Genomic DNA, 20037 nt, shown 5'->3' with positions numbered 1-20037 from the left:
CTCCTCTTCACCGGACTGCCGGACTGCCGGACTGTCGGACTACTGGTCGCTCACTGATACCGCTTGCGGCTGTGTCTCTCGTTGCTGGGCGGTTACCCAGCTTGTCCCTCGTTCACATAGACGCGCGGAACACGGCTGCCGATCCGGGTGACGATTTCGTACGCGATGGTCCCGGCCGCCTGTGCCCAGTCCTCGGCGGTGGGCTCACCGCGGTCGCCGGGCCCGAAGAGGATCGCCTCCGAGCCGGTCGCGGGCTCGTCGCCGCCCAGGTCGACGACGAACTGGTCCATGGCGATCCGCCCCGCGACGGTCCGCCACTTGCCGCCGACCAGGACGGGCCCGGTGCCGGAGGCGTGCCGCGGGATGCCGTCCGCGTAGCCGACGGGCACCAGACCGAGGGTGGTCTCGCCCGGGGTGACGTAGTGATGGCCGTAGCTGACGCCGTGCCCGCCCGGCACCCGCTTCACCAGCGCCACCGACGCGCTCAGCGTCATCACCGGACGCAGCCCGAAATCGGCGGGACCGCCGATCTCGGGGCTCGGCGAGATGCCGTAGACGGCGACCCCGGTCCGTACGAGGTCGAAGTGCGCCTCGGGAAGGGTCAGCGTGGCGGGCGAGTTGGCGATGTGCCGCACCTCGGGGCGGACGCCGGCCTGTTCGGCGTACGCGACCATCTCCCGGAAGAGGGTGAGCTGGGCGGCGATGGAGGGATGGCCGGGTTCGTCGGCGCAGGCGAAGTGCGACCAGAGCCCGGTGACACGGATGAGACCGTCGGCCTCGGCGCGCAGGGCCTCGGCGACGAGCCGGCTCCAGTCCTCGCCGGGCTGGCAGCCGTTGCGCCCGAGCCCGGTGTCGGCCTTGAGCTGCACGCGCGCGGGGACACCGGCCGCCCGGGCGGCCGCCACGGCCTCCTCCAGGGCCCACATCCCGCTGACGGAGACATCGACATCGGCCTCGACGGCCTCGCGCCAGGGGCCGCCGGGCGTCCAGAGCCAGCACATGACGCGGACGTCCCGGAGCCCTTGCCGCCGCAGCTCAAGGGCCTCCTCGGGAGTCGCCGTGCCCAGCCAGGTCGCCCCCGCCTCGACCGCCGCGCGGGCACACGGCACCGCCCCGTGGCCGTACGCGTCGGACTTGACCACGGCCATCAGGGCCGCGCCCGGCGCGAGGGCGCGCAGGGCCCGCACGTTGGCCCGCAGGGCGGCCAGATCGATCTCGGCGCGAGCACGCAGGGGCGTGGTACGCGGGGCAGGTGTCTCACTCATGGCGCCCCCAGTCTCTCAGAGGGGTAGGACAGTCCCCCCGGACGCCTACGCTCCGGCCCGCCGCCCCCAGACGTAGACCCGGTCGCCCTTCTTCAGCACACCCCACAGTTTCCGGGCGTCCCCGATCCGCAGATTGACGCAGCCCATGGAGCCGACGGTGGTGAAGATGGAGCCGTAGACGGCGTGGAAGGCCTGGCCGCCGCTGAAGAACTGCGCGTAGGGCATGGGCTGGTGGTACAGCGTGGAGACGTGGTTCTTGTGCTTCCAGTAGACCTTGAACCACCCGGTACGGGTCCGGTACCCGGCCCGCCCGCTCCGCATGGGCACGGGCCCGTAGACGACTTTCTCCCCCTTCTGCACCCAGGTGATCTGCCGATTGAGATCGACGCAGGCGACACGGTACGACCGCACAGGACACTTCTTCGAGGCGTTCGGATTCTTCTTGGCGGACAGATACTGCATCCGGGCCCAGGTGACAGGCCCGGCGAACCCGATCGCCGGCTTGATCTTCTGCTTGACCTGGAAGGCCCGGATCGCCTTGCAGTCCGCCTTCGACTGCTTCCCGTCCACCTTCCGCTTCAGCCACCGCTCGACCTGCCGCTGAAAGGGCCCGGCCGACTTGGTGCACGAGACCCGGGCGACGGCATCGGCGAGCGGCACGTACTCGACGAGGTCGTACGTCCCGGGCGCGGCCTCGGCCGGCTCGACGGCGTCCTCCTTGGCGCTGGGCGTGTAGACCTGCGGCGCCAGGACCTGGTCCGGGGTGTCGATCTGCCAGGGCTGATAGACACCGGGGACGAGTTCGGCCTCGGGCCCGGAGGCGGGGGCGGGGGCGGGGGGCGCGGGATCGGCGGTGGCGCTTGTGGCGGTGACCACCGGAAGGACGGTGACGGCGGCGAGGAGAACGGCCGCGCTTCGATGGGCGAGGGCGATACGAGGGATACGAGGGATACGAGCGATACGTCTGCTGATCATGTGATCAGCGAAACGCGGGCGGTGGGGGCGCTGGGGGTGCCGCGCGGAGGGGTCACCCTATTTGCGGAGCGACGACACAAGGGGGGCGCGAGATGGCACCACGTGGCACCACTCACCGCCGGGCGACACCCGGGAAAACGCCGGCAGCCACCCCACCAGAGCACAAGCCCGTTACATTTCCGCAGCTGAAAAGCTTCCTGCAAACCCACCCGACAACACGACACCACCTCGGCTTGCACATGGCGCCATGGCGCCGCCATCATGACGTCATGGACCTCACTCCCTATGTCGACACTCTCCGCCGTGAACTCGCGGTGGCCGCCGAGGCCGGCGGGGAAGATGCCCGCGAGCTGGCCGAGCGGCTGACGGCTCCGCTGGAGTCGGCGACCCGTCTGACCATGCTGAACGTGCTCTCCGCCGCGATGGACGAGATCACCCGTGACCTCGCTCCCGGCTCGGTCGACGTACGGCTGCGCGGTCTCGACCCCGACTTCGTGGTGACCCTCCCGCCCACCGACGGCGGCGCCCACACGGAACCGGCCGCACCCGTCGAGGCGTTCAGGCCCGCGGCCCCGGCCGAGGGCGACGAGGGCGGCACGGCCAGGGTCAACCTCCGGCTGCCTGCCCACCTCAAGGCACGCGCGGAGGAGGCGGCGAGCCGTGAGGGCCTGTCGGTGAACGCGTGGCTGGTCCGAGCGGTCTCGGCCGCGGTGGAAGGCGGCACGCGCCCCCGCCCGCCGGAGAAGTCCCAGACGTTCGGGCAGAGCTTCACGGGCTGGGTCCGCTAGTTACTCAATGATCCAGGACGGGAGGGCCATGCCTTCTTTCGAGACCCCATCGGCCATCGCGGTCACCGCACATGTGGAGGCCGGTTCCATCCAGTTCACCGCGAGCGAGCGCGGCGAGACGGTGGTGGAGGTGCGGCCGCGTGAGCCGAAGAAGGACGCGGACGTCCGGACCGCCGACCAGACGCAGGTGACGTTCGCGGGCGGTGTACTGACGGTCCGCACCCCCAAGTCGGGCCTGTTCGGCCGCACGGGCACGGTGGACGTGACGGTGGAACTCCCGGAGGGCTCCCGGATCGACATGACGGGCGCCTGGGTGCAGGTCCTGGGCGAGGGCCGCCTGGGCGAGGTGAGGGTGAAGACGTCCTCGGGCGACACCCGCTTCGACACGACGGGCCCCCTGCACCTGACGGCATCGCACGGCTCGATCACGGTGGACCGGGTCGAGGGCCCGGCGGAGATCGCGACGAGCACCGGCAGCCTCCGCGTGGGCCACCTGGACGGCCCGGCGGTACTGAAGAACTCCCACGGCACGACGACGGTCGGCGCCGCGATCGGCGAGATCCGCGTCTCGGGAGCCAACGGCGACATCGAAATCCGCCGCGCGGAGGACTCCGTGACGGCGACAACGGCCCACGGCACGCTGCGAGTGGACGATGTGGCCCGAGGCACGGTCCAGCTGGAGACGTCCTACGGAGCCATCGCCATCGGCGTCCGAGAGGGCACGGCGGCCTGGCTGGACGCCAACTCCTCCTCGGGCCAGGTCCGCAACACCCTCACGGCCTCCTCCAGCCCCACCCAGACCGACGACACGGTAAAGATCCGCGCCCGCACCCGCCACGGCAACATCGACATCCGGCGCGCGAAGCCCTGAGCACCCCCACGGCCACTCACCCCTCACCCCACCCCCACATCCCGCCAAGCCCTCCCCACCGCCCCCGCCACATCCTGCGCCCCCACCGGCGCCCCCCGGGCCGCGAAGCGCCCCGCCAGCCCATGCAGATACGCCGCCACACTCCCCGCATCCACCGCAGACAACCCCGCCGCCAACAAGGACCCGCCCAGCCCCGACAACACATCCCCACTCCCCGCCGTGGCCAGCCAAGACGTCCCCGTGGAGTTCACCCGCACCGCCCCGCCCCCGGAATCGGCGACCAGCGTCGTGGACCCCTTCAACAACACCGTCGCCCCATACCGCCCCGCCAACTCCCGCACAGCCTCAAGCCGCGCCCCCTCGACAGCCTCCCGCGCCACCCCCAGCAACGCCGCCGCCTCCCCCGCATGCGGAGTCATCAGAGTCGGCGCCCTCCGCCCCCGCACCGCGGAAACCTCCGCCAGCCGCAGCCCGTCCGCATCGACCAGCACCGGCACATCGGCGTCCAGCACCTCCGCCACACTCGCCGCGTCGTCCCCCGCCCCCGGCCCGACGACCCACGCCTGCACCCGCCCGGCCCGCTTCGGCCCCTGATCCGACACAAGCGTCTCGGGAAAGCGAGCGATGACGGCGTCCCCGGCAGGCCCGACGTACCGCACCGCCCCGGCCCCACCCCGCAACGCCCCCGCCACGGCCAGCACAGCCGCCCCCGGATACCGAGCGGACCCGGCGGCGATCCCCACCACGCCCCGCCGGTACTTGTCGCTCTCCGCCGCCGGCACCGGCAAAAGCTCCGCCACATCCGCGTGCTGCAACGCCTCCACCTCGGCCTCGACCGGCAGAGACAGCCCGATGTCGACGAGCCGCACGGACCCGGCGTACTCCCGAGCCGGATCGATCAGCAACCCCGGCTTGTGCGCCCCGAACGTGACGGTGAGGTCGGCCCGGATCGCACTCCCGCGCACCTCCCCCGTATCGGCGTCGACGCCACTGGGCAGATCGACGGCGACGACAGCGGCCCGGGCCTGCGCGACCACGGAGGCGAGCCGGGCGGCCTCGGGCCGCAACCCGCCTTTCCCACCGATCCCGACGATGCCGTCAAGAACAAGGTCGGCCCGCAGAATCGCCCCCTCGACACCACGGCCGCCGTCACCGCCACCCTGGCTACCCGCCCCGCCAACCCCCACCACCGAGCCCCCCGCCCGCCGCAACGCGGCAAGCCCCCCGGCATGAGCCCGCTCAGGCACGAGCAGCACAGCAGTGACCCCCGCCCCGCGCCGCGCCAGCCGAGCCCCGGCGTACAGGGCGTCACCCCCGTTGTCCCCGCTCCCCACGAGCAGTACGACCCGGCTGCCGTACACCCGCCCCAGCAAGTCCGCGCAGGCGGCGGCCAGTCCGGCGGCCGCCCGCTGCATCAACGTTCCCTCCGGCAACCGAGCCATGAGCTCCCGCTCGGCCGCCCTGACCGTCTCCACGCTGTACGCAGTACGCATGGCTCCGAGTCTCCCTCGTACGCACGGAACCACGCACGACGAACCACGACGGCAGAGGCGGGGCTCACCCCTCGGCGATCACCACCGCCGAAGCCACCCCCGCATCGTGACTGAGCGACACATGCCAGGCCCGCACCCCCAGCACCGCCGCCCTCGCCGCCACCGTCCCCCGGACCCGCAGCCTCGGCTGCCCGCTCCCCTCGACGTACACCTCGGCATCGGTCCACTGGAGCCCACCAGGCGCCCCAAGAGCCTTGGCCAACGCCTCCTTGGCGGCGAACCGGGCCGCGAGCGAGGCGATCCCGCGCCGCTCCCCGCTGGGCAGCAGCAACTCACTGTCGAGAAACAGCCGCTGCGCCATCCCGGGCGTACGCTCCAACGACGCCGCGAACCGCTCGATCTCCGCCACGTCGATCCCGACACCGATGATGCTCATGCGCAGCACCTTACGAGGACGCCCAGGTGACGCCCTACTCCACCGTCACCGACTTGGCCAGGTTCCGAGGCTGGTCCACCTCGTTCCCCCGAGCGGTGGCCAGCTCACAGGCGAACACCTGCAAGGGCACCGTCGCCACCAGCGGCTGAAGCAAGGTCGGAGTCGCAGGGATCCGAATCAAATGGTCCGCATACGGCACCACCGCATCGTCCCCCTCCTCCGCGATCACGATCGTCCGCGCCCCCCGAGCCCTGATCTCCTGGATGTTGGACACGATCTTGTCGTGCAGCACCGACCGCCCCCGAGGCGACGGCACGACGACGACCACCGGCAGGTCCTCCTCGATGAGCGCGATCGGACCGTGCTTCAGCTCACCCGCCGCGAACCCCTCGGCATGCATGTAGGCGAGCTCCTTGAGCTTCAACGCCCCTTCGAGCGCCACCGGATACCCCACATGCCGTCCGAGGAAGAGCACGGTGTTCTTGGAGGCCAGCGACCGCGCCAGCGCCCGCACCGGCTCCATCGTCTCCAGCACCTGCTCGACCTCACCGGAGATCTGCGACAGATCCCGGATGACGGCGGAGATCTCGTCCCCCCACTTGGTGCCCCGTACCTGCCCCAGATACAGCGCGACGAGATAACAGGCCACCAGCTGCGTCAGAAACGCCTTCGTCGACGCGACCGCCACCTCGGGCCCGGCGTGCGTGTACAGCACCGCGTCCGACTCACGGGGAATCGTCGACCCGTTCGTATTGCAGATGGCGAGCACCTTGCTGCCCTGTTCCCGGGCATGCCGCAGCGCCATCAGGGTGTCCATGGTCTCCCCGGACTGCGAGATGGCGATCACGAGCGACCGCGCCCCCAGGATCGGGTCCCGGTAGCGGAACTCGCTCGCCAGCTCCACCTCGCACGGGATGCGCGTCCAGTGCTCGATGGCGTACTTGGCGATGAGCCCGGCGTGGAAGGCCGTACCGCAGGCGACGATCACCACCTTGTCCACTTCCCGCAGCTCGGAGGCGCTGATCCGCACCTCGTCGAGGGTCAGCGAACCATCGGCGGCGATCCGCCCCAGCAAGGTGTCCGCGACCGCCTTCGGCTGCTCGGCGATCTCCTTGAGCATGAAGTAGTCGTAGCCGCCCTTCTCGGCGGCGGACGCGTCCCAGTCCACGTGGTACGACCGCACCTCGGCCGGACGCCCGTCGAACCCGGTGACCGTCACCCCGTCCCGGCGCAGCTCGACGACCTGGTCCTGCCCGAGCTCGACCGCCGACCGCGTATGGGCGATGAAGGCGGCGACATCCGACGCGAGAAATGCCTCCCCCTCCCCTACGCCCACCACGAGCGGCGAGTTCCGCCGCGCCCCCACCACCACGTCCGGCTCGTCCGCATGCACCGCGACCAGCGTGAACGCGCCCTCAAGACGTCGGCACACCAGCCGCATGGCCTCCGCGAGGTCGGCCGTCACGGAGAACTCCTCGGCCAGCAGATGCGCGACGACCTCCGTGTCCGTCTCGGAGGACAGCGCATGCCCGCGCTCGGCCAGCTCGCCCCGCAGCGCGGCGAAGTTCTCGATGATCCCGTTGTGGACGACGGCCACCCGGCCCGCGTTGTCGAGATGGGGGTGGGCGTTGGCGTCCGTCGGACCGCCGTGGGTCGCCCACCGCGTGTGCCCGATGCCCGTCCCGCCCGCCGGCAGCGGCCGGTCGACGAGCTCCTTCTCCAGGTTGACGAGCTTGCCGGCCTTCTTGGCGGCCGCCAGCCCCCCGTCCGCCAGCACGGCCACACCTGCCGAGTCGTACCCCCGGTACTCCAGTCGCTTCAGTCCGGCCATCACGACATCGAGCGCCGACTGCGACCCCACGTAACCCACGATTCCGCACATGCGCCGCAGCCTAGAGGCGAAACCCCGCCGAAACAGCGCCAGAATCCCCCGCCGCGTGCCCGAAATCGGATTTTCCCACGGCCGTACGAACCCTCCACCCCGGAGCCACTCCGGGAGTCACCCCCGGAGTCGCGGTGGAGGCGTGACGGACCCCACCCCCACTCCCGTTCAAACTCCGTTAACAATGGACTGTGATCTCTCCGGTCTCCTCGATGCCCCGGAGCGCCCACCGGCAGAAGCCGGAGGCGACTCCCTACGTCGACCTCACCCGTGCCGAATGGAGCGCGCTGCGCGACAAGACGCCGCTGCCGCTCACCGCCGAGGAGGTCGAGAAACTGCGTGGTCTGGGCGATGTCATCGACCTCGACGAGGTGCGGGACATCTACCTCCCGCTCTCCCGCCTCCTCAACCTCTACGTCGGCGCCACCGACGGCCTCAGAAGCGCGCTGAACACCTTCCTCGGCGAGCAGGGCGCCCAGTCCGGCACCCCGTTCGTCATAGGGGTCGCGGGTTCGGTCGCCGGCGGCAAGTCCACGGTCGCGCGTCTGCTCCAGGCCATGCTCTCCCGCTGGCCCGAACACCCGCGCGTGGAGCGGGTGACGACGGACGGCTTCCTGCTGCCCACCAAGGAACTCCAGGCCCGCGGCCTGATGTCGAGAAAGGGTTTCCCGGAGTCGTACGACCGCCGGGCCCTGACCCGTTTCGTCGCCGACATCAAGGCGGGCAAGGACGAGGTCACGGCCCCCGTCTACTCCCACCTCATCTACGACATCGTCCCGGACGAGAAGCTCGTCGTGCGCCGCCCGGACATCCTGATCGTCGAGGGCCTGAACGTCCTCCAGCCCGCCCTCCCCGGCAAGGACGGCCGTACGCGAGTCGGTCTCGCCGACTACTTCGACTTCAGCGTGTACATCGACGCGAGCCCCGAGGACGTCGAGCGCTGGTACCTCAACCGCTTCAAGAAGCTCCGCCAGACGGCCTTCCAGAACCCCGACTCCTACTTCCGCAAGTGGACGCAGGTGTCGGAGGAGGAGGCCCTGGAGTACGCCCGCACCCAGTGGCGCACTATCAACCGCCCCAACCTGATCGAGAACATCGCCCCCACGCGCGGCCGGGCCACCCTGGTCGTCCGCAAGGGCCCGGACCACAAGGTCCAGCGCCTGCGCCTGCGCAAGCTGTGAAGTCCCGGACCGGGCCCGTCGCCTGTTAAAAAGGCGTCATGCTGCATCTGCGCCTGATCACCCCGGCCGACAGGACCGACGACGTGGTCCGACTGATCGAGAAGACGGTCGGCACCACCCACCTGGTCGTCCTGCCGGGCGCCGCCCGCAACCCCTCGGGCGACGTCGTGATGTGCGACGTCGCCCGCGAGGCCGGCGACGAACTCATCGGCGCACTGCGCGCGTTGGACCTCGACAAGACCGGCTCCATCGCCGTCGAGAACATCGACCTGTCCCTGTCCAAGCGAGCCGACAAGGCCGAGGACGAGGCCCCGGGCGAGGGTGCGGACGCGGTCCTGTGGGAGCAGCTCACGGACGCCACCCACGAGGAGTCGACGCTCTCCATCACCTACGTCGCCTTCCTCACGATCGCCACGATGATCGCGGCCTGCGGTGTGGTCCTCGACAACGCGATCCTGATCGTGGGCGCCATGGCGGTGGGACCGGAGTTCGGCCCGCTGGCCGCCTTCAGCACCTCGATCGTCCAACGCCACCCCCGTCTGGCCCTCCGCTCGCTGATCGCCCTGATCGTGGGCTTCGCGGTGGCGATGGCGCTGACGGTGGGCTTCAGCCTCTTCATGGACGCCGTGGACCTCTTCCACCAGTCCGACCTCGACGGCGACCGCCCCAACACGGCCTTCGTCTACGCCCCCGACGCCTTCTCCTTCGTCGTCGCGGTCCTGGCCGGCATCGCGGGCACCCTCTCCCTGACCTCGGCAAAGTCAGGCGCCCTGGTGGGCGTGGCCATCTCGGTGACGACGGTCCCGGCGGCGGCCAACGCGGCGGTGGCCCTGGCCTACGGCGACACGAAGCAGACGGTCGGCTCCACGAACCAGCTGCTGCTGAACCTCCTGGGCATCGTCCTGGCGGGCACCCTCACCCTGCTCTTCCAGAAGTGGCTCTGGGCCGCACAGCGGCGCAGGGGCAATGCCCCTTAGCCTCTGTCTTTCACGAGACCCCGCCAGCGGAGTCGGTGGAGCCTTCGCTTCCCAGAGCTGACGGAGGTAGACCGGCACCCCAACATCCTCACAGGCGCATCGGGGTGGGCGCCGGGTTCCACCGCCGGGGCAGGTCGAACGAGGCCAGAGGCATTGACCGATTGCCCGCTGGAATGCAGCCGTTCAGCCGACCCCTACACGGGGGCTCCAACAAGGACACCAGGAACTTTGTCCCCATGTACCAGACAGCGAATGACCGCATGTACAAGATGGCCGAAGACGTCGTGGTCAAGTCAATCAAAGCGGGTGGCCATCAGGTCGTTCAGGTGACGCCTGTGTACGGTGATCCTGGTTCTGTGATCCCGACGAAGATCAGGTTCATTTCGTTCGGGTCCGAGGATGTGCGTTATGAATTCGATAACAATGCGGAAGCAACATATAAGTGCTGGTGACGCCTGAGGGCGGAGGGTCGACGTGTCATCGATGGAAGAATTGAGAAACCTGCTAGGGGAACCCCGGGGGGTAGTGAAGCGGGCTTGGGTGAGGTGGAGGTCGCTTTTAGGGTCGAGCTGCCTGAAGATTTGAAGGAATTCTGCTCACTTTACGGTGACACGCTGATCTCTGATTTCCTCTTCGTCTTCGGTGCTAAGTTCATGGCTGAAAAGGGGGTGTGGATGAGTGATTTCGTTCGAGAGGGTCACTCGACCATCCCGAATGCCGTATTGCCCGATTCCGGCGGAATGCTTCATTGGGGGCATACGGTTGAGGGGGATAAGCTATTCCTTGAGGATCGCGGTTCCGGGAGGTGGACGGTTTCTGCATTTCGTAGGAACTGGCATGACTGGTACGAGTCCGAAGAAACGCTTAACGACTGGCTGGCGGGCGTCTTTGCCGGACGTCTTGCTGTGGACTGGATGCCTGAATGGCCTGAAGTTCATTGGTTTGAATAGTTGAACCTTCCGGGATCTAGTTGGCTGGAGAATTAGACTTGAAGGCGGGTTACCCGCCCATGTGATCGGGTGGGAAATCCAAGAAGTACACGACAGAGCGTGAAATGGGTACGGTCTCGCCGGGGCAGTACGGTATCTGCCAGATCAACCGCCCGTAGAGGCTTGGAGGCGTCGTGGGAGTGCGGAGTCTGCTCATCGAGTTGACAACCCGAAAGGTTCGCGAATACCTGTCCGAATCAACACCCTATGGGACCGTTCCCCGGATCTACCCGCCCGCGACGGACGAGCAGATTTTCGCTCTCGAGTCTATTGCCAGCCAGGAGTTGGACGAGAAGTACAGAGAGTTCCTTTCCCTGTCGGACGGCATGGAAGGCTTCTTTCCCGGTATGAGGATCCTGGGTTGCAGGGACTGGGCGCAGGGAGAATCCGAGAAGTCAGGCCTGCAATTTTTGGACACTCTCCGAGAGTCGAGAACGCCGGTCGATGTTGGACTTCCGGAGGACACTGCCCTGTTTCCTGTTGCGATCGACGAGGATGAAGCTCGGGGAATTTTCATGCTGCAAGCCGCCGATATTCTTCCGGAAAGATTTTGGTGGGTCGGTGAGGGTGACAGCATGTTCTTCGGCGATTTCGCAGATTTGCTTGGATACGTTGTCGATATGGACTCGTATTTCCCCAGGGAATCTGTCGATTGAGACCGAGTAGCGGAGCGCAGGGCCGACAGGCAAGGCATAGGGAGGAGTATCTCGCGCGCGTGATGGAGATGCTCGGCGAGCCGTTGTGGCGATACCGAGATCCCGAGCCGTGGCGAAAGTTGGAGAGCGAGCTCGGTACGGCCCTCCCCGCGGACTACAAGGAGATCGTCGACGCCTACGCCCCGGTCCAGATCAACGGGCACCTCTACCTGAGCCACCCGGCCACCGAACGGTGGAATCTGGGCGAGGGCATCCGCAGGACCTCCCAAGCCTGGTCGGAGATCGAATGGGATGACGGGGAGCCCGAAGGTGACCCCCGCATCTCACTCGGCGTCCCCGAACTGGTCTTCGGCACTCCTGATGGTCTGATCCCGATCGCAGGGACCGACCGGGCCGAGGAGATCTTCTACGCACCTCAGGGCGCGTCGGGGAAGGGATCGCTCTTCGTAGAAGGCGGTGACTATGAGTTCTTCGAGTTCTCGTGCTCGTTCGCGGAGTGGCTCTACCGCTGGCTCACAGGCGAAGAGGTGACTGGCCCAGGCGGCTCCGCCTTCTACCCCGGCCCGGTGGCCCTTCAGAACCTTCCCATGACCCCGGACGAACGCCCAGAGATCCGATACGGGCCACCCCGCGGCATGTGACGTCCCATCCGAACCACCTTCCAGACCGGAAGCGATGTCTGACGAACCGTCCGAGGAGGCCTCCTCGATCCCTGCGAAGAGTCCGCCGCAGCCTGGGCGTGGTGTCGCTGCGGTCGGCCGTGCCCTTGGCCGCCCTGTGCGTGGTGGGATATTCAGCCGGAGGCAACTCGGGGTTCGGCTGGACCGAAGGGCGCGGAGCATTCGTCGGCACCTTCGGCGAGTCCCTTGGCGGATGCCACGGGCGCCGAGCCGTCGGTGGCCTCTTCGCCGAGCGGCTCGGGTTCGGTGTCCCCGACTCCGACGCCTTCGAAGTCCGCGGTGGCGCGGCAGGCGTCAGGCACGGACTCGGGGAGCGGGTCTGGCGGATCGGCTGATTCCGGTACGGCGGTGGGTGACTCGGCCGGTGGGTCCGACGCCGTCCCGCAGAATCCCAACCGTGGCTCGACCCCTCCGCCGGCTCCGGACCGGCCTTCTCCCACACCGGATTGGAGTTCGGGGGTGTGGCAGCCTGGCGATCCTGTCGAGACGGTCGCGCCGATGGTGACACCCAGCCAGGGCTGAACGTTTCGGCGCTGCTCGAAAGAGTGAACGGGTGCCGATTGTCCGGGTTGGCTGTCCGGTGATCGATCTACGTTGCGCGCATGGTCACTTCAGCCCATGAGGGCTTGCACCGGATCTTCCAGGATCGGCCCGAGATCCTCTCTCCGGTATTCGGGATCCTGGGCGTCCAGTTACCCGCGAAGGCGACCGTGGACGCCGTCACCACGGATGTGACGGAGACCCGGCCGCTGGAGCGGCGTGTGGACACCGTGCTGCGCGTCGGGCCGTCGGACGGCGAGGACTTCCTGCTCGCCATCGAGTCGCAGTCGGGCAAGGTCGCCGGCAAGGAGGAGAGCTGGGCGTACTACGTCGCCTATCTCCAGGCGAAGTTCCGCCTGCCTGTGCTGCTTCTCGTGATCTGCCAGGACAGTGCCACTGCCAAGTGGGCGGTCGGCCCCTTTGACTGCGGTACGCGCGGATGGACGGCTCTGCGGGTGTATCCGCTGGTCGCCGGGCCGGACAATCTGCCGGTGATCACGGATGCCCGGACGGCGGCGAAGAACTATGCGCTCGCCGTGCTCTCCGCCTTGGCGCACGCCCGTAGCCCTCACCGCGACGCCATACTGGAGGCGATCGCCAGCGCCCTTCAGGAACTTCAGGAGACGGACCCTGAGTCCGCCGGGTACTTCTTCGAGTTCCTGGAAATCACCCTGGGTAAGACCCCAGCCGGAGAGAAATGGAATGAGATCATGTCGTTCGTCAGCTACTTCCCCGGCCGGGGGACGGTTCGTGAGACGGCCTATCTGGAGGGCGAGGTCAAGGGCGAGGCGCGAGGCGAGGCCAAGGGGATCCTGACCGTGCTGGACGTGCGCGGCATCGCCGTATCGGCCAGTGTGCGTGAGCGCATCACCAGTTGTACGGATCTGGATCGTGTCGATGCCTGGCTGGAGCGCTCGCGGACTGTCGAGCGGGCTGAGGATCTGTTCGCGGACGACCCGGACGTTCCGGCGGCCGACCCTGAGCAGGCCTGAGTGTCGGACGGGCAGCAAGACGACCAGCAGGACGATCCGCCGGAGTTGGTCGACCTGTTCCGGTTCACGACGACCTGCCTCGCGCTGGGCATTCCGCCAGCGAAGGTCAAGGGTGACTTCCACTTCGGCCTGGAAGGTCTCAGGCAGCGCGGAGCCCTTCCGCTTGAGGAGGTGGCTCGGGTTCGCGCCGTGACGGCGGGGCAGGACCAGGAACACCGGGAGCGATGGGGCGCGGGCTTCACCGCCGGATATCTGGCGGCCTGGGCCGCGGCCGTCCTGCGGGTCATGGACACTCGCGGTGTCGATTTCTCCAAAGAGCTCTACAGGGGCGTCAACCTGTGCCTCGACGCGGATCTGCTCACCCGTTTCCTGGATCGTGCCGTCACCGCGACGCAGGAGGCTGACCTGGTCGCCGGAGAGCCGGGCCTACGGTCGGCTGACGGAGGGCGGTGACTTCAGGGCCTCTATGAAGGGAGTGAAGGCTCCGACGGGGAAGGTGAGGGTTGCCCTGGCTGGGGTCTTCGAGTCGCGGATGGCTATGCAGGTGGAGTGGGTTGCGACCTCCACGCAGGCGTTACCGTCGCCGCCGCCTGAATGGGTCGACTTCCGCCAGTTGTCGAGGGTGTTCACCGGGCGCCTCACAGCTCTTTGGTCAGCTTGTGGATCAGTTCGCGTGATCGTTCGGGGTCGAGCGACGCTGCCTCCACTCTACGGAAGAGCGTTCGGAATACGCCGAGTTGGGCCTCGGCGTCGATGAAGGCCGTGCCGTGAGGTCCGTCCCGGACCACGGTGTCCAGCTTCGGGATGGCGCCGCCCGCGTAGATCATCGCGCCGCCGGTGTCGTCGAAACGCTCCAGGGTGAAGGGGATGACGCGGACGGTGATGTGGTCCGCCTCGGACAGCTCCAGGATGCGGGCGAGCTGAGCCTGTGAGGTGGCCCGGCCACCGACGCCGATCCTCAACGCGGCCTCGTGGATCACCGCTTCGTACGGGATCGGCGCGTCCCCTTCGATGATCACGCGCCGTTGCATGCGGTGCTGAACGCGCAGGTCCAGCTCGGCTTCGGGGAGTTCCGGAATACGGGTCGCGAAGAGGGCCCGTGCGTAGTCCGCGGTCTGGAGCAGGCCGGAGACGTGCAGTAGGTCCACGTCCCATCGGAAGGTGGCGTTGTGTTCCAGTTCTGACAGGTCCAGGAACGAGGTCGGCAGCAGCCGCCGGTACTCCTCCCACCAGCCGCGCGTCCGGTCGGTGGCCATGCGTACGAGGGCTGAGATCAGTTCCTCATCGGTGCAGGCGTAGTTGGCGGCCAGGCTGCGCAGGCGCTTCTCGCTCACGCCGGTCTGGGCGAACTCGATCTGGGTGATCTGGGCCGAGCTCACCCCGAGCAGGGCCGCAGCCTCCCGGCCGGTGAGGCCGGTCGCCTCGCGCAGTCTGCGCAACTCGACGCCCAGGCGTAGTTGTCGTGCGGTGGGTTCCTGCCTCAACCCCGCCATGGAGCGCTCCTCGGATCAACACGCCTGTGGGCGCGACTCGTTCGGGGGTCAGATTACGGGATCGGCTTGCCGGACATTGAATTCTAGGTCTACCGTCAGCGATGCGCCGCACACACTGCGATACGCCGGAACCCCGGAAGCGCACCGCCCCGTCCTGCCATGACGGCCGCGGCACTGCCACCACCCGCCGATCGCAACCCCATACCGCCCGAACGGAGTTGTCGCATGCCCGGAACCGAGTCCGCGCCCTGGGAGTACACGCTGCACATCCCGCACGACGTCCGAGCCGTCACCATCAGCCGCCGCACCCTTCGTCTCATCCTGACCATGCACGGCCTGATCCGCGTGGTCGACGTCGCTGAGCTCCTCGCGGCCGAGTTGGTCTCCAATGCCGTACGGCATACGACGGATCCGGCGGCGTTGCGGGTGCGCTGGTCGGCGGGGGTTCTGTGGATCGGAGTGTGGGATACGGACCAGGAACCTCCGGAGCCGCCAGGGAAGTTCGCCGAACTCACCGACGCGGAGGACGGGAGAGGGCTGGCCCTGGTGAGGGCTTGTGCCGACCAGTGGGGTTGGCAACCGCAGGCTCGCAACGGCGGCAGAGGCAAGTATGTGTGGTGCGAGCTGACGGCGGCGTGAACGTTTCCCCGCTGCTCGAACGAGTGAACACGTCTTGATCACCCGGTATCCCTCCCGCCCCCCGTGAAGGCAGACATCGAGGCGATCACTCCGGACGCGACGGAGTTAAAGCCGTTGGAGCGCCGTGTGGACACGGTGCTGAAGGTCGAGCCGTCCGAGGGCAGCGGCTTCCTGCTCGCCATCGAGGCCCAGACCAGGAAGGTTCCCGGCAAGGGAGTCAACTGGGCCTATTACGCGAGCTACCTGTACGCGAAATTCGACCTGCCGGTGCCGCTCGTCATAATCTGTCGGATCTTGAAGCAGCGAAGGGGCGAGGGGAACTGCGCGACCAGCAATGAGACTACGAGTCAGCCCGCGCCCCGCAGAACCCCCTCCCCAAGCCCAGGAAGTCACCCCAACGCAGACTTCACAGCGTCAGCCAACCGTCCCGCCACCGACCGAGCCTGATCAATATCCGAGGCCTCGACCATCACCCGGACCAGCGGCTCGGTGCCGGAGGACCGGAGCAACACCCGCCCAGTGGAGCCCAGTTCACGCTCGGCTTCGGCGACAGCGGCGGCCAGATCCGCGGACGTCTGCACCCGGGCCTTGTCGACGTCGGGCACATTGATAAGCACCTGGGGCAGCCGCTCCATCACAGAGGCCAGCTCCCGCAGGGACTTCCCGGTCTCGGCGACCCGAGCCGCGAGCATCAGCCCGGTCAGCGTACCGTCTCCGGTGGTCGCGTGGTCCAGGATGATGACGTGCCCGGACTGCTCGCCGCCGAGGGCGTACCCGTGCTCCTTCATCGACTCCAGCACATACCGGTCCCCGACCGCGGTCTGAATGAGCGTCAGCCCCTCCCGCTCAAGCGCCAGCTTGAACCCGAGGTTGGACATGACGGTCGCGACCACGGTGTCGGCCCGCAGCGCGGACCGCTCCCGCATGGCCAGCGCGAGCACCGCCATGATCTGGTCGCCGTCGATCTCCTCACCGGTGTGGTCCACGGCGAGGCACCGGTCGGCGTCCCCGTCGTGCGCGATCCCGAAGGCGGCCCCGTGCTCGACGACAGCGGCCTTGAGAAGCCCGAGGTGGGTCGACCCGCAGCCGTCGTTGATGTTGAGCCCGTCCGGCGACGCACCGATGGTGATGACCTCGGCCCCGGCCCGGGTGAACGCCTCCGGCGAGACCCGGGCGGCGGCGCCGTGCGCCTCGTCGAGGACGATCTTCAGCCCGTCGAGCCGGTTGGGAAGCACACCGATCAGATGGGCGACGTACTGGTCGAAGCCCTCCAGGTACTCACGGACCCGCCCGACACCCCCGCCCGTCGGCCGGTCCCAGGGCTCGCCGTGCCGGTGGGACTCGTAGACCGACTCGATCCGGTCCTCCAGCTCGTCGTCGAGCTTGTGCCCGCCGCGAGCGAGGAACTTGATGCCGTTGTCGGGCATGGCGTTGTGGCTGGCGGACAGCATGACGCCGAGATCGGCGCCGAGGGCGCCGGTGAGATACGCCACGGCAGGGGTGGGCAGAACGCCGACCCGCAGGACGTCGACGCCCGCGCTGGCCAGCCCGGCCACCACCGCGGCTTCGAGGAACTCCCCGGACGCACGGGGGTCGCGTCCGACAACCGCCGTCGGCCGGTGGCCCTCGAACGAACCCGCCTCGGCCAGCACATGCGCCGCCGCGACGGACAGACCGAGCGCCATCTCGGCCGTCAGGTCCGCGTTGGCGACGCCGCGCACGCCGTCCGTGCCGAAGAGTCGTCCCACTTGTCCTCCTGATAGAGCGTCACTGCTCGGAGATCACTCAGCGATCATCCGATCACACGAGCCTTAGAACGTCTTGTGCCGTTATACGCCTAAGCCTGTGATAAACGAACGCCCCGGCGGCACTGTGGCGTGCCGCCGGGGCGTTCGGACGTACTGCTGAAAGCGCGAATACGAAGTACAGACGCGCGCGAGTACGAAGTACAGGCAGCGAAGATTAACGCTTGCTGTACTGCGGAGCCTTACGGGCCTTCTTGAGACCGGCCTTCTTGCGCTCGACCGCACGGTCGTCGCGACGGAGGAAGCCGGCCTTCTTGAGGGCGCCGCGGTTGTTGTCCACGTCGGCCTCGTTCAGCGCACGGGCGACACCGAGACGGAGCGCACCGGCCTGACCGGAGACACCGCCACCAGCGATGCGGGCGATGACGTCGTAGCGGCCTTCGAGCTCGAGCACCTTGAAGGGCTCGTTGACTTCCTGCTGGTGCACCTTGTTGGGGAAGTAGTCCTCAAGGGTGCGACCGTTGATCTTCCACTTGCCGGTGCCCGGGACGATCCGGACGCGGGCGATGGCGTTCTTGCGACGGCCCAGGCCGGCGGCCGGCTGGGGGTCGCCGAAGCGGGAGGCGAGGGACTCCGAGGTGTACTCACCCTCGACGGGGACCTCGGACTCGGTGGTGTAGCTGTCGATGTCGACAAGCTCGGTCTCGGTCTCTTCGACCGGCTGCTCAGCGGTGGTCTCGGCCACGATGTTCCTCAGATTCTCTTCAGGCTTAGGGGGTGGCCGGACTTACTGCGCGACCTGGGTGATCTCGAACGGCTGCGGCTGCTGCGCGCCGTGCGGGTGCTGGTCACCCTTGTAGACCTTCAGCTTCGAGAGCATCTGACGGCCCAGCGTGTTCTTGGGGAGCATGCCCTTGACGGCCTTCTCGATGGCCTTCTCCGGGTTCTTGTCCAGCAGCTCGTCGTAGCGGACGGAGCGCAGACCACCCGGGTAGCCGGAGTGGCGGTACGCCATCTTCTGGGTCCGCTTGTTGCCGGACAGGTGCACCTTGTCGGCGTTGATGATGATGACGAAGTCACCGGTGTCGACGTGGGGCGCGTAGATCGGCTTGTGCTTGCCCCGCAGGAGGGACGCGGCGGTGGTGGCGAGACGGCCCAGGACGACGTCCTGAGCGTCAATGACATGCCACTGGCGAGTCACATCGCCGGGCTTAGGGCTGTACGTACGCACTTCTCAGCCTTCTTCTTCAGGGATGGGTGCTGACACAAGGCATCCTTGAAGCGATCGTGCAGCTGGGGACGACAGAAGCCGGGAACACTGCCCGTATGCCGCCCACTGGTAACTGCTCCAGGGAACCTACGTAAGGGCTTCTCGCCTGAGAGCGACCAAGCCAATACGCATAACAAACCGCAAGACTACTCGCGCTGCCCCGGACGGGTCAAAACGAGTACGCGCGTCGGCCCCTCCCGTCCCCCGTCTAAGATGCGCCCCATGAGCTACGGGCAGCAGGGGGGACCCCCGTCCCAGTGGGACCCCTGGAAACCGAATTCCCAGCAGCCGTGGAGTGACGGCGGAGACGGCCGGACCCCGGACTGGGCCGCGCTCGCCGAGGCGTCGGAGACCCGCAACAAGCGCCGCAAGGTGCTCTTCATCGGCGGCGGCGCCCTGGCCACGGTGGCGATAGGCACCGCGGTGGCCGTGGCGGTGGTGTCGGCGAACGGGGACAGCGAGGCGTCCACCACCTCCTCGCTCCCCGCGACCGCGGACATCCCGAGCCAGTCCGCCACCGCCCCGTCCTTCGCCCCGACCAGCGCCCCGCCCCCGCTGGACCCGAAGGAGTTCGTCTCCAGCAAGACCAAGGACACGGCCCCGCTCGGCGCCGACATCCTCTTCCCCGGCACCCAGCTGACCATGGGCGACACCCTGTACAAGAAGGGTGCGACGGCCGACACCAAGAACTGCGCCTCGGCCGCGAAGGGCACCCTCCCGAAGGTCCTCAAGGCCAATGGCTGCACCCGTCTGCTGCGGGTGTCGTACATCAAGGACGGCGTCGCGGTGACCGTCGGCGTCGCGGTCTTCGACACCGAGGCCCAGGCGACCAAGGCCAAGACCCAGGCCGACAACAGCAGCGTCGTCGCCTCCCTCTCGGGCAAGGGCATCAAAACCTTCTGCGACGGCGCGATCTGCCGCACCACGACGAACTCCTACGGCCGCTACGCGTACTTCACGACCGCCGGTTTCACCAACGGCAAGGACGTGACGGAGAAGAGCACCTCGGTCGTGTCGATCGGCAACGACCTGGCCGAGTTCACCTTCCGCCAGATCCGCCGCCGCGGTGAGTCCCAGGCGTCGGCTGCGGCGAACGAGTAGCAACGAGCAAGAAGGAACAACCCGGACCTGCTTCTCATCCCCCTCGACCGGCCCGGAACAGGGC

23 protein-coding genes are annotated in these 20037 nt (G+C 68.1%); 13 read left to right on the top strand and 10 right to left on the bottom strand.

Annotated features, from left to right (window positions below):
* Nucleotides 1–92: 92 nt before the first annotated feature.
* Complete coding sequence (gene alr, locus ABZ928_RS31215) at nucleotides 93–1265, bottom strand: alanine racemase (protein WP_361526179.1); 1173 nt, start codon at nucleotides 1263–1265, stop codon at nucleotides 93–95.
* Between the two features lie 45 nt (nucleotides 1266–1310).
* Complete coding sequence (locus ABZ928_RS31210) at nucleotides 1311–2240, bottom strand: L,D-transpeptidase (RefSeq protein ID WP_361526176.1); 930 nt, start codon at nucleotides 2238–2240, stop codon at nucleotides 1311–1313.
* Between the two features lie 269 nt (nucleotides 2241–2509).
* Here ABZ928_RS31210 and ABZ928_RS31205 point away from each other — a divergent pair, with 269 nt between their 5' ends.
* Together ABZ928_RS31205 and ABZ928_RS31200 are read left to right on the top strand one after the other, a co-directional pair.
* Nucleotides 2510–3028: a hypothetical protein gene (locus ABZ928_RS31205; RefSeq protein WP_361526174.1), complete on the top strand. Its 519-nt coding sequence runs from the start codon at nucleotides 2510–2512 to the stop codon at nucleotides 3026–3028.
* A 28-nt stretch (nucleotides 3029–3056) separates the two neighbouring features.
* Nucleotides 3057–3899 carry a DUF4097 family beta strand repeat-containing protein gene (locus ABZ928_RS31200; RefSeq protein WP_361526172.1) on the top strand — a complete coding sequence of 281 codons (843 nt, stop codon included), beginning with the start codon at nucleotides 3057–3059 and terminating at the stop codon, nucleotides 3897–3899.
* 23 nt (nucleotides 3900–3922) lie between these two features.
* Here the strand turns inward: ABZ928_RS31200 and ABZ928_RS31195 are convergent, their stop codons facing one another.
* The 3 genes from ABZ928_RS31195 to glmS form a co-directional block, all read right to left on the bottom strand.
* The gene (locus ABZ928_RS31195; protein ID WP_361526169.1) at nucleotides 3923–5392 is read right to left on the bottom strand and encodes an NAD(P)H-hydrate dehydratase; all 1470 of its coding nucleotides are present in this window, start codon (nucleotides 5390–5392) and stop codon (nucleotides 3923–3925) included.
* 64 nt (nucleotides 5393–5456) lie between these two features.
* Nucleotides 5457–5828 (bottom strand): holo-ACP synthase, encoded by a 372-nt coding sequence (locus tag ABZ928_RS31190; protein WP_361526166.1) that lies wholly within the window; start codon nucleotides 5826–5828, stop codon nucleotides 5457–5459.
* A gap of 34 nt (nucleotides 5829–5862) precedes the next feature.
* The gene (gene glmS / locus ABZ928_RS31185) at nucleotides 5863–7710 is read right to left on the bottom strand and encodes a glutamine--fructose-6-phosphate transaminase (isomerizing) (protein WP_361526164.1); all 1848 of its coding nucleotides are present in this window, start codon (nucleotides 7708–7710) and stop codon (nucleotides 5863–5865) included.
* Between the two features lie 212 nt (nucleotides 7711–7922).
* Here glmS and coaA point away from each other — a divergent pair, with 212 nt between their 5' ends.
* The 9 genes from coaA to ABZ928_RS31140 all read left to right on the top strand — a co-directional run bounded on the left by coaA (nucleotide 7923) and on the right by ABZ928_RS31140 (nucleotide 14178).
* The gene (gene coaA, locus ABZ928_RS31180) at nucleotides 7923–8891 is read left to right on the top strand and encodes a type I pantothenate kinase (RefSeq protein ID WP_361526161.1); all 969 of its coding nucleotides are present in this window, start codon (nucleotides 7923–7925) and stop codon (nucleotides 8889–8891) included.
* Between the two features lie 38 nt (nucleotides 8892–8929).
* Nucleotides 8930–9868 (top strand): DUF389 domain-containing protein, encoded by a 939-nt coding sequence (locus ABZ928_RS31175; protein WP_361526158.1) that lies wholly within the window; start codon nucleotides 8930–8932, stop codon nucleotides 9866–9868.
* A 236-nt stretch (nucleotides 9869–10104) separates the two neighbouring features.
* Nucleotides 10105–10320, top strand: a complete 216-nt coding sequence (locus ABZ928_RS31170) for a hypothetical protein (protein WP_361526156.1) — start codon at nucleotides 10105–10107, stop codon at nucleotides 10318–10320.
* Between the two features lie 84 nt (nucleotides 10321–10404).
* Complete coding sequence (locus ABZ928_RS31165; RefSeq protein WP_361526153.1) at nucleotides 10405–10818, top strand: hypothetical protein; 414 nt, start codon at nucleotides 10405–10407, stop codon at nucleotides 10816–10818.
* A 173-nt stretch (nucleotides 10819–10991) separates the two neighbouring features.
* A complete protein-coding gene (locus ABZ928_RS31160) occupies nucleotides 10992–11513 on the top strand; it encodes an SMI1/KNR4 family protein (protein WP_361526150.1) in 522 nt (173 codons plus the stop codon).
* 62 nt (nucleotides 11514–11575) lie between these two features.
* Nucleotides 11576–12154, top strand: a complete 579-nt coding sequence (locus ABZ928_RS31155; RefSeq protein WP_361526700.1) for an SMI1/KNR4 family protein — start codon at nucleotides 11576–11578, stop codon at nucleotides 12152–12154.
* Nucleotides 12155–12255: 101 nt separating this feature from the next.
* Complete coding sequence (locus ABZ928_RS31150; protein ID WP_361526147.1) at nucleotides 12256–12528, top strand: hypothetical protein; 273 nt, start codon at nucleotides 12256–12258, stop codon at nucleotides 12526–12528.
* A gap of 267 nt (nucleotides 12529–12795) precedes the next feature.
* Nucleotides 12796–13725 carry a hypothetical protein gene (locus ABZ928_RS31145; RefSeq protein ID WP_361526144.1) on the top strand — a complete coding sequence of 310 codons (930 nt, stop codon included), beginning with the start codon at nucleotides 12796–12798 and terminating at the stop codon, nucleotides 13723–13725.
* Entirely contained in the window at nucleotides 13726–14178 is a 453-nt protein-coding gene (locus tag ABZ928_RS31140; RefSeq protein WP_361526141.1) for a hypothetical protein, read from the top strand.
* On the opposite strand, the gene ABZ928_RS31135 is transcribed toward ABZ928_RS31140, so the two are convergent.
* Together ABZ928_RS31135 and ABZ928_RS31130 are read right to left on the bottom strand one after the other, a co-directional pair.
* Nucleotides 14152–14355: a DUF397 domain-containing protein gene (locus ABZ928_RS31135; RefSeq protein WP_361526697.1), complete on the bottom strand. Its 204-nt coding sequence runs from the start codon at nucleotides 14353–14355 to the stop codon at nucleotides 14152–14154. The genes ABZ928_RS31140 and ABZ928_RS31135 overlap by 27 nt on opposite strands.
* A gap of 8 nt (nucleotides 14356–14363) precedes the next feature.
* Nucleotides 14364–15218: a helix-turn-helix transcriptional regulator gene (locus ABZ928_RS31130; RefSeq protein WP_361526138.1), complete on the bottom strand. Its 855-nt coding sequence runs from the start codon at nucleotides 15216–15218 to the stop codon at nucleotides 14364–14366.
* 225 nt (nucleotides 15219–15443) lie between these two features.
* Between ABZ928_RS31130 and ABZ928_RS31125 the strand changes: the two genes are divergently transcribed.
* On the top strand, nucleotides 15444–15857 hold the full coding sequence (locus ABZ928_RS31125; protein WP_361526135.1) for an ATP-binding protein: 414 nt from the start codon (nucleotides 15444–15446) through the stop codon (nucleotides 15855–15857).
* Nucleotides 15858–16246: 389 nt separating this feature from the next.
* Here ABZ928_RS31125 and glmM read toward each other — a convergent pair whose 3' ends face one another.
* The 3 genes from glmM to rplM all read right to left on the bottom strand — a co-directional run bounded on the left by glmM (nucleotide 16247) and on the right by rplM (nucleotide 18833).
* A complete protein-coding gene (glmM, locus tag ABZ928_RS31120) occupies nucleotides 16247–17605 on the bottom strand; it encodes a phosphoglucosamine mutase (RefSeq protein ID WP_361526132.1) in 1359 nt (452 codons plus the stop codon).
* A 214-nt stretch (nucleotides 17606–17819) separates the two neighbouring features.
* Nucleotides 17820–18347 carry a 30S ribosomal protein S9 gene (gene rpsI, locus ABZ928_RS31115; protein ID WP_360922763.1) on the bottom strand — a complete coding sequence of 176 codons (528 nt, stop codon included), beginning with the start codon at nucleotides 18345–18347 and terminating at the stop codon, nucleotides 17820–17822.
* Between the two features lie 42 nt (nucleotides 18348–18389).
* Entirely contained in the window at nucleotides 18390–18833 is a 444-nt protein-coding gene (rplM, locus tag ABZ928_RS31110; RefSeq protein WP_058923752.1) for a 50S ribosomal protein L13, read from the bottom strand.
* A 261-nt stretch (nucleotides 18834–19094) separates the two neighbouring features.
* Between rplM and ABZ928_RS31105 the strand changes: the two genes are divergently transcribed.
* Nucleotides 19095–19973, top strand: coding sequence for a hypothetical protein (locus ABZ928_RS31105; protein ID WP_361526128.1), 879 nt, complete (start codon nucleotides 19095–19097; stop codon nucleotides 19971–19973).
* Nucleotides 19974–20037: the final 64 nt, after the last annotated feature.

The sequence above is a fragment of the Streptomyces sp. NPDC046909 genome (genome assembly GCF_040644695.1).
Lineage (GTDB): Bacteria > Actinomycetota > Actinomycetes > Streptomycetales > Streptomycetaceae > Streptomyces.
The sequence above is the reverse complement of the archived record's forward strand: the minus strand, read 5'-3'. Positions and strand labels throughout refer to the sequence as shown.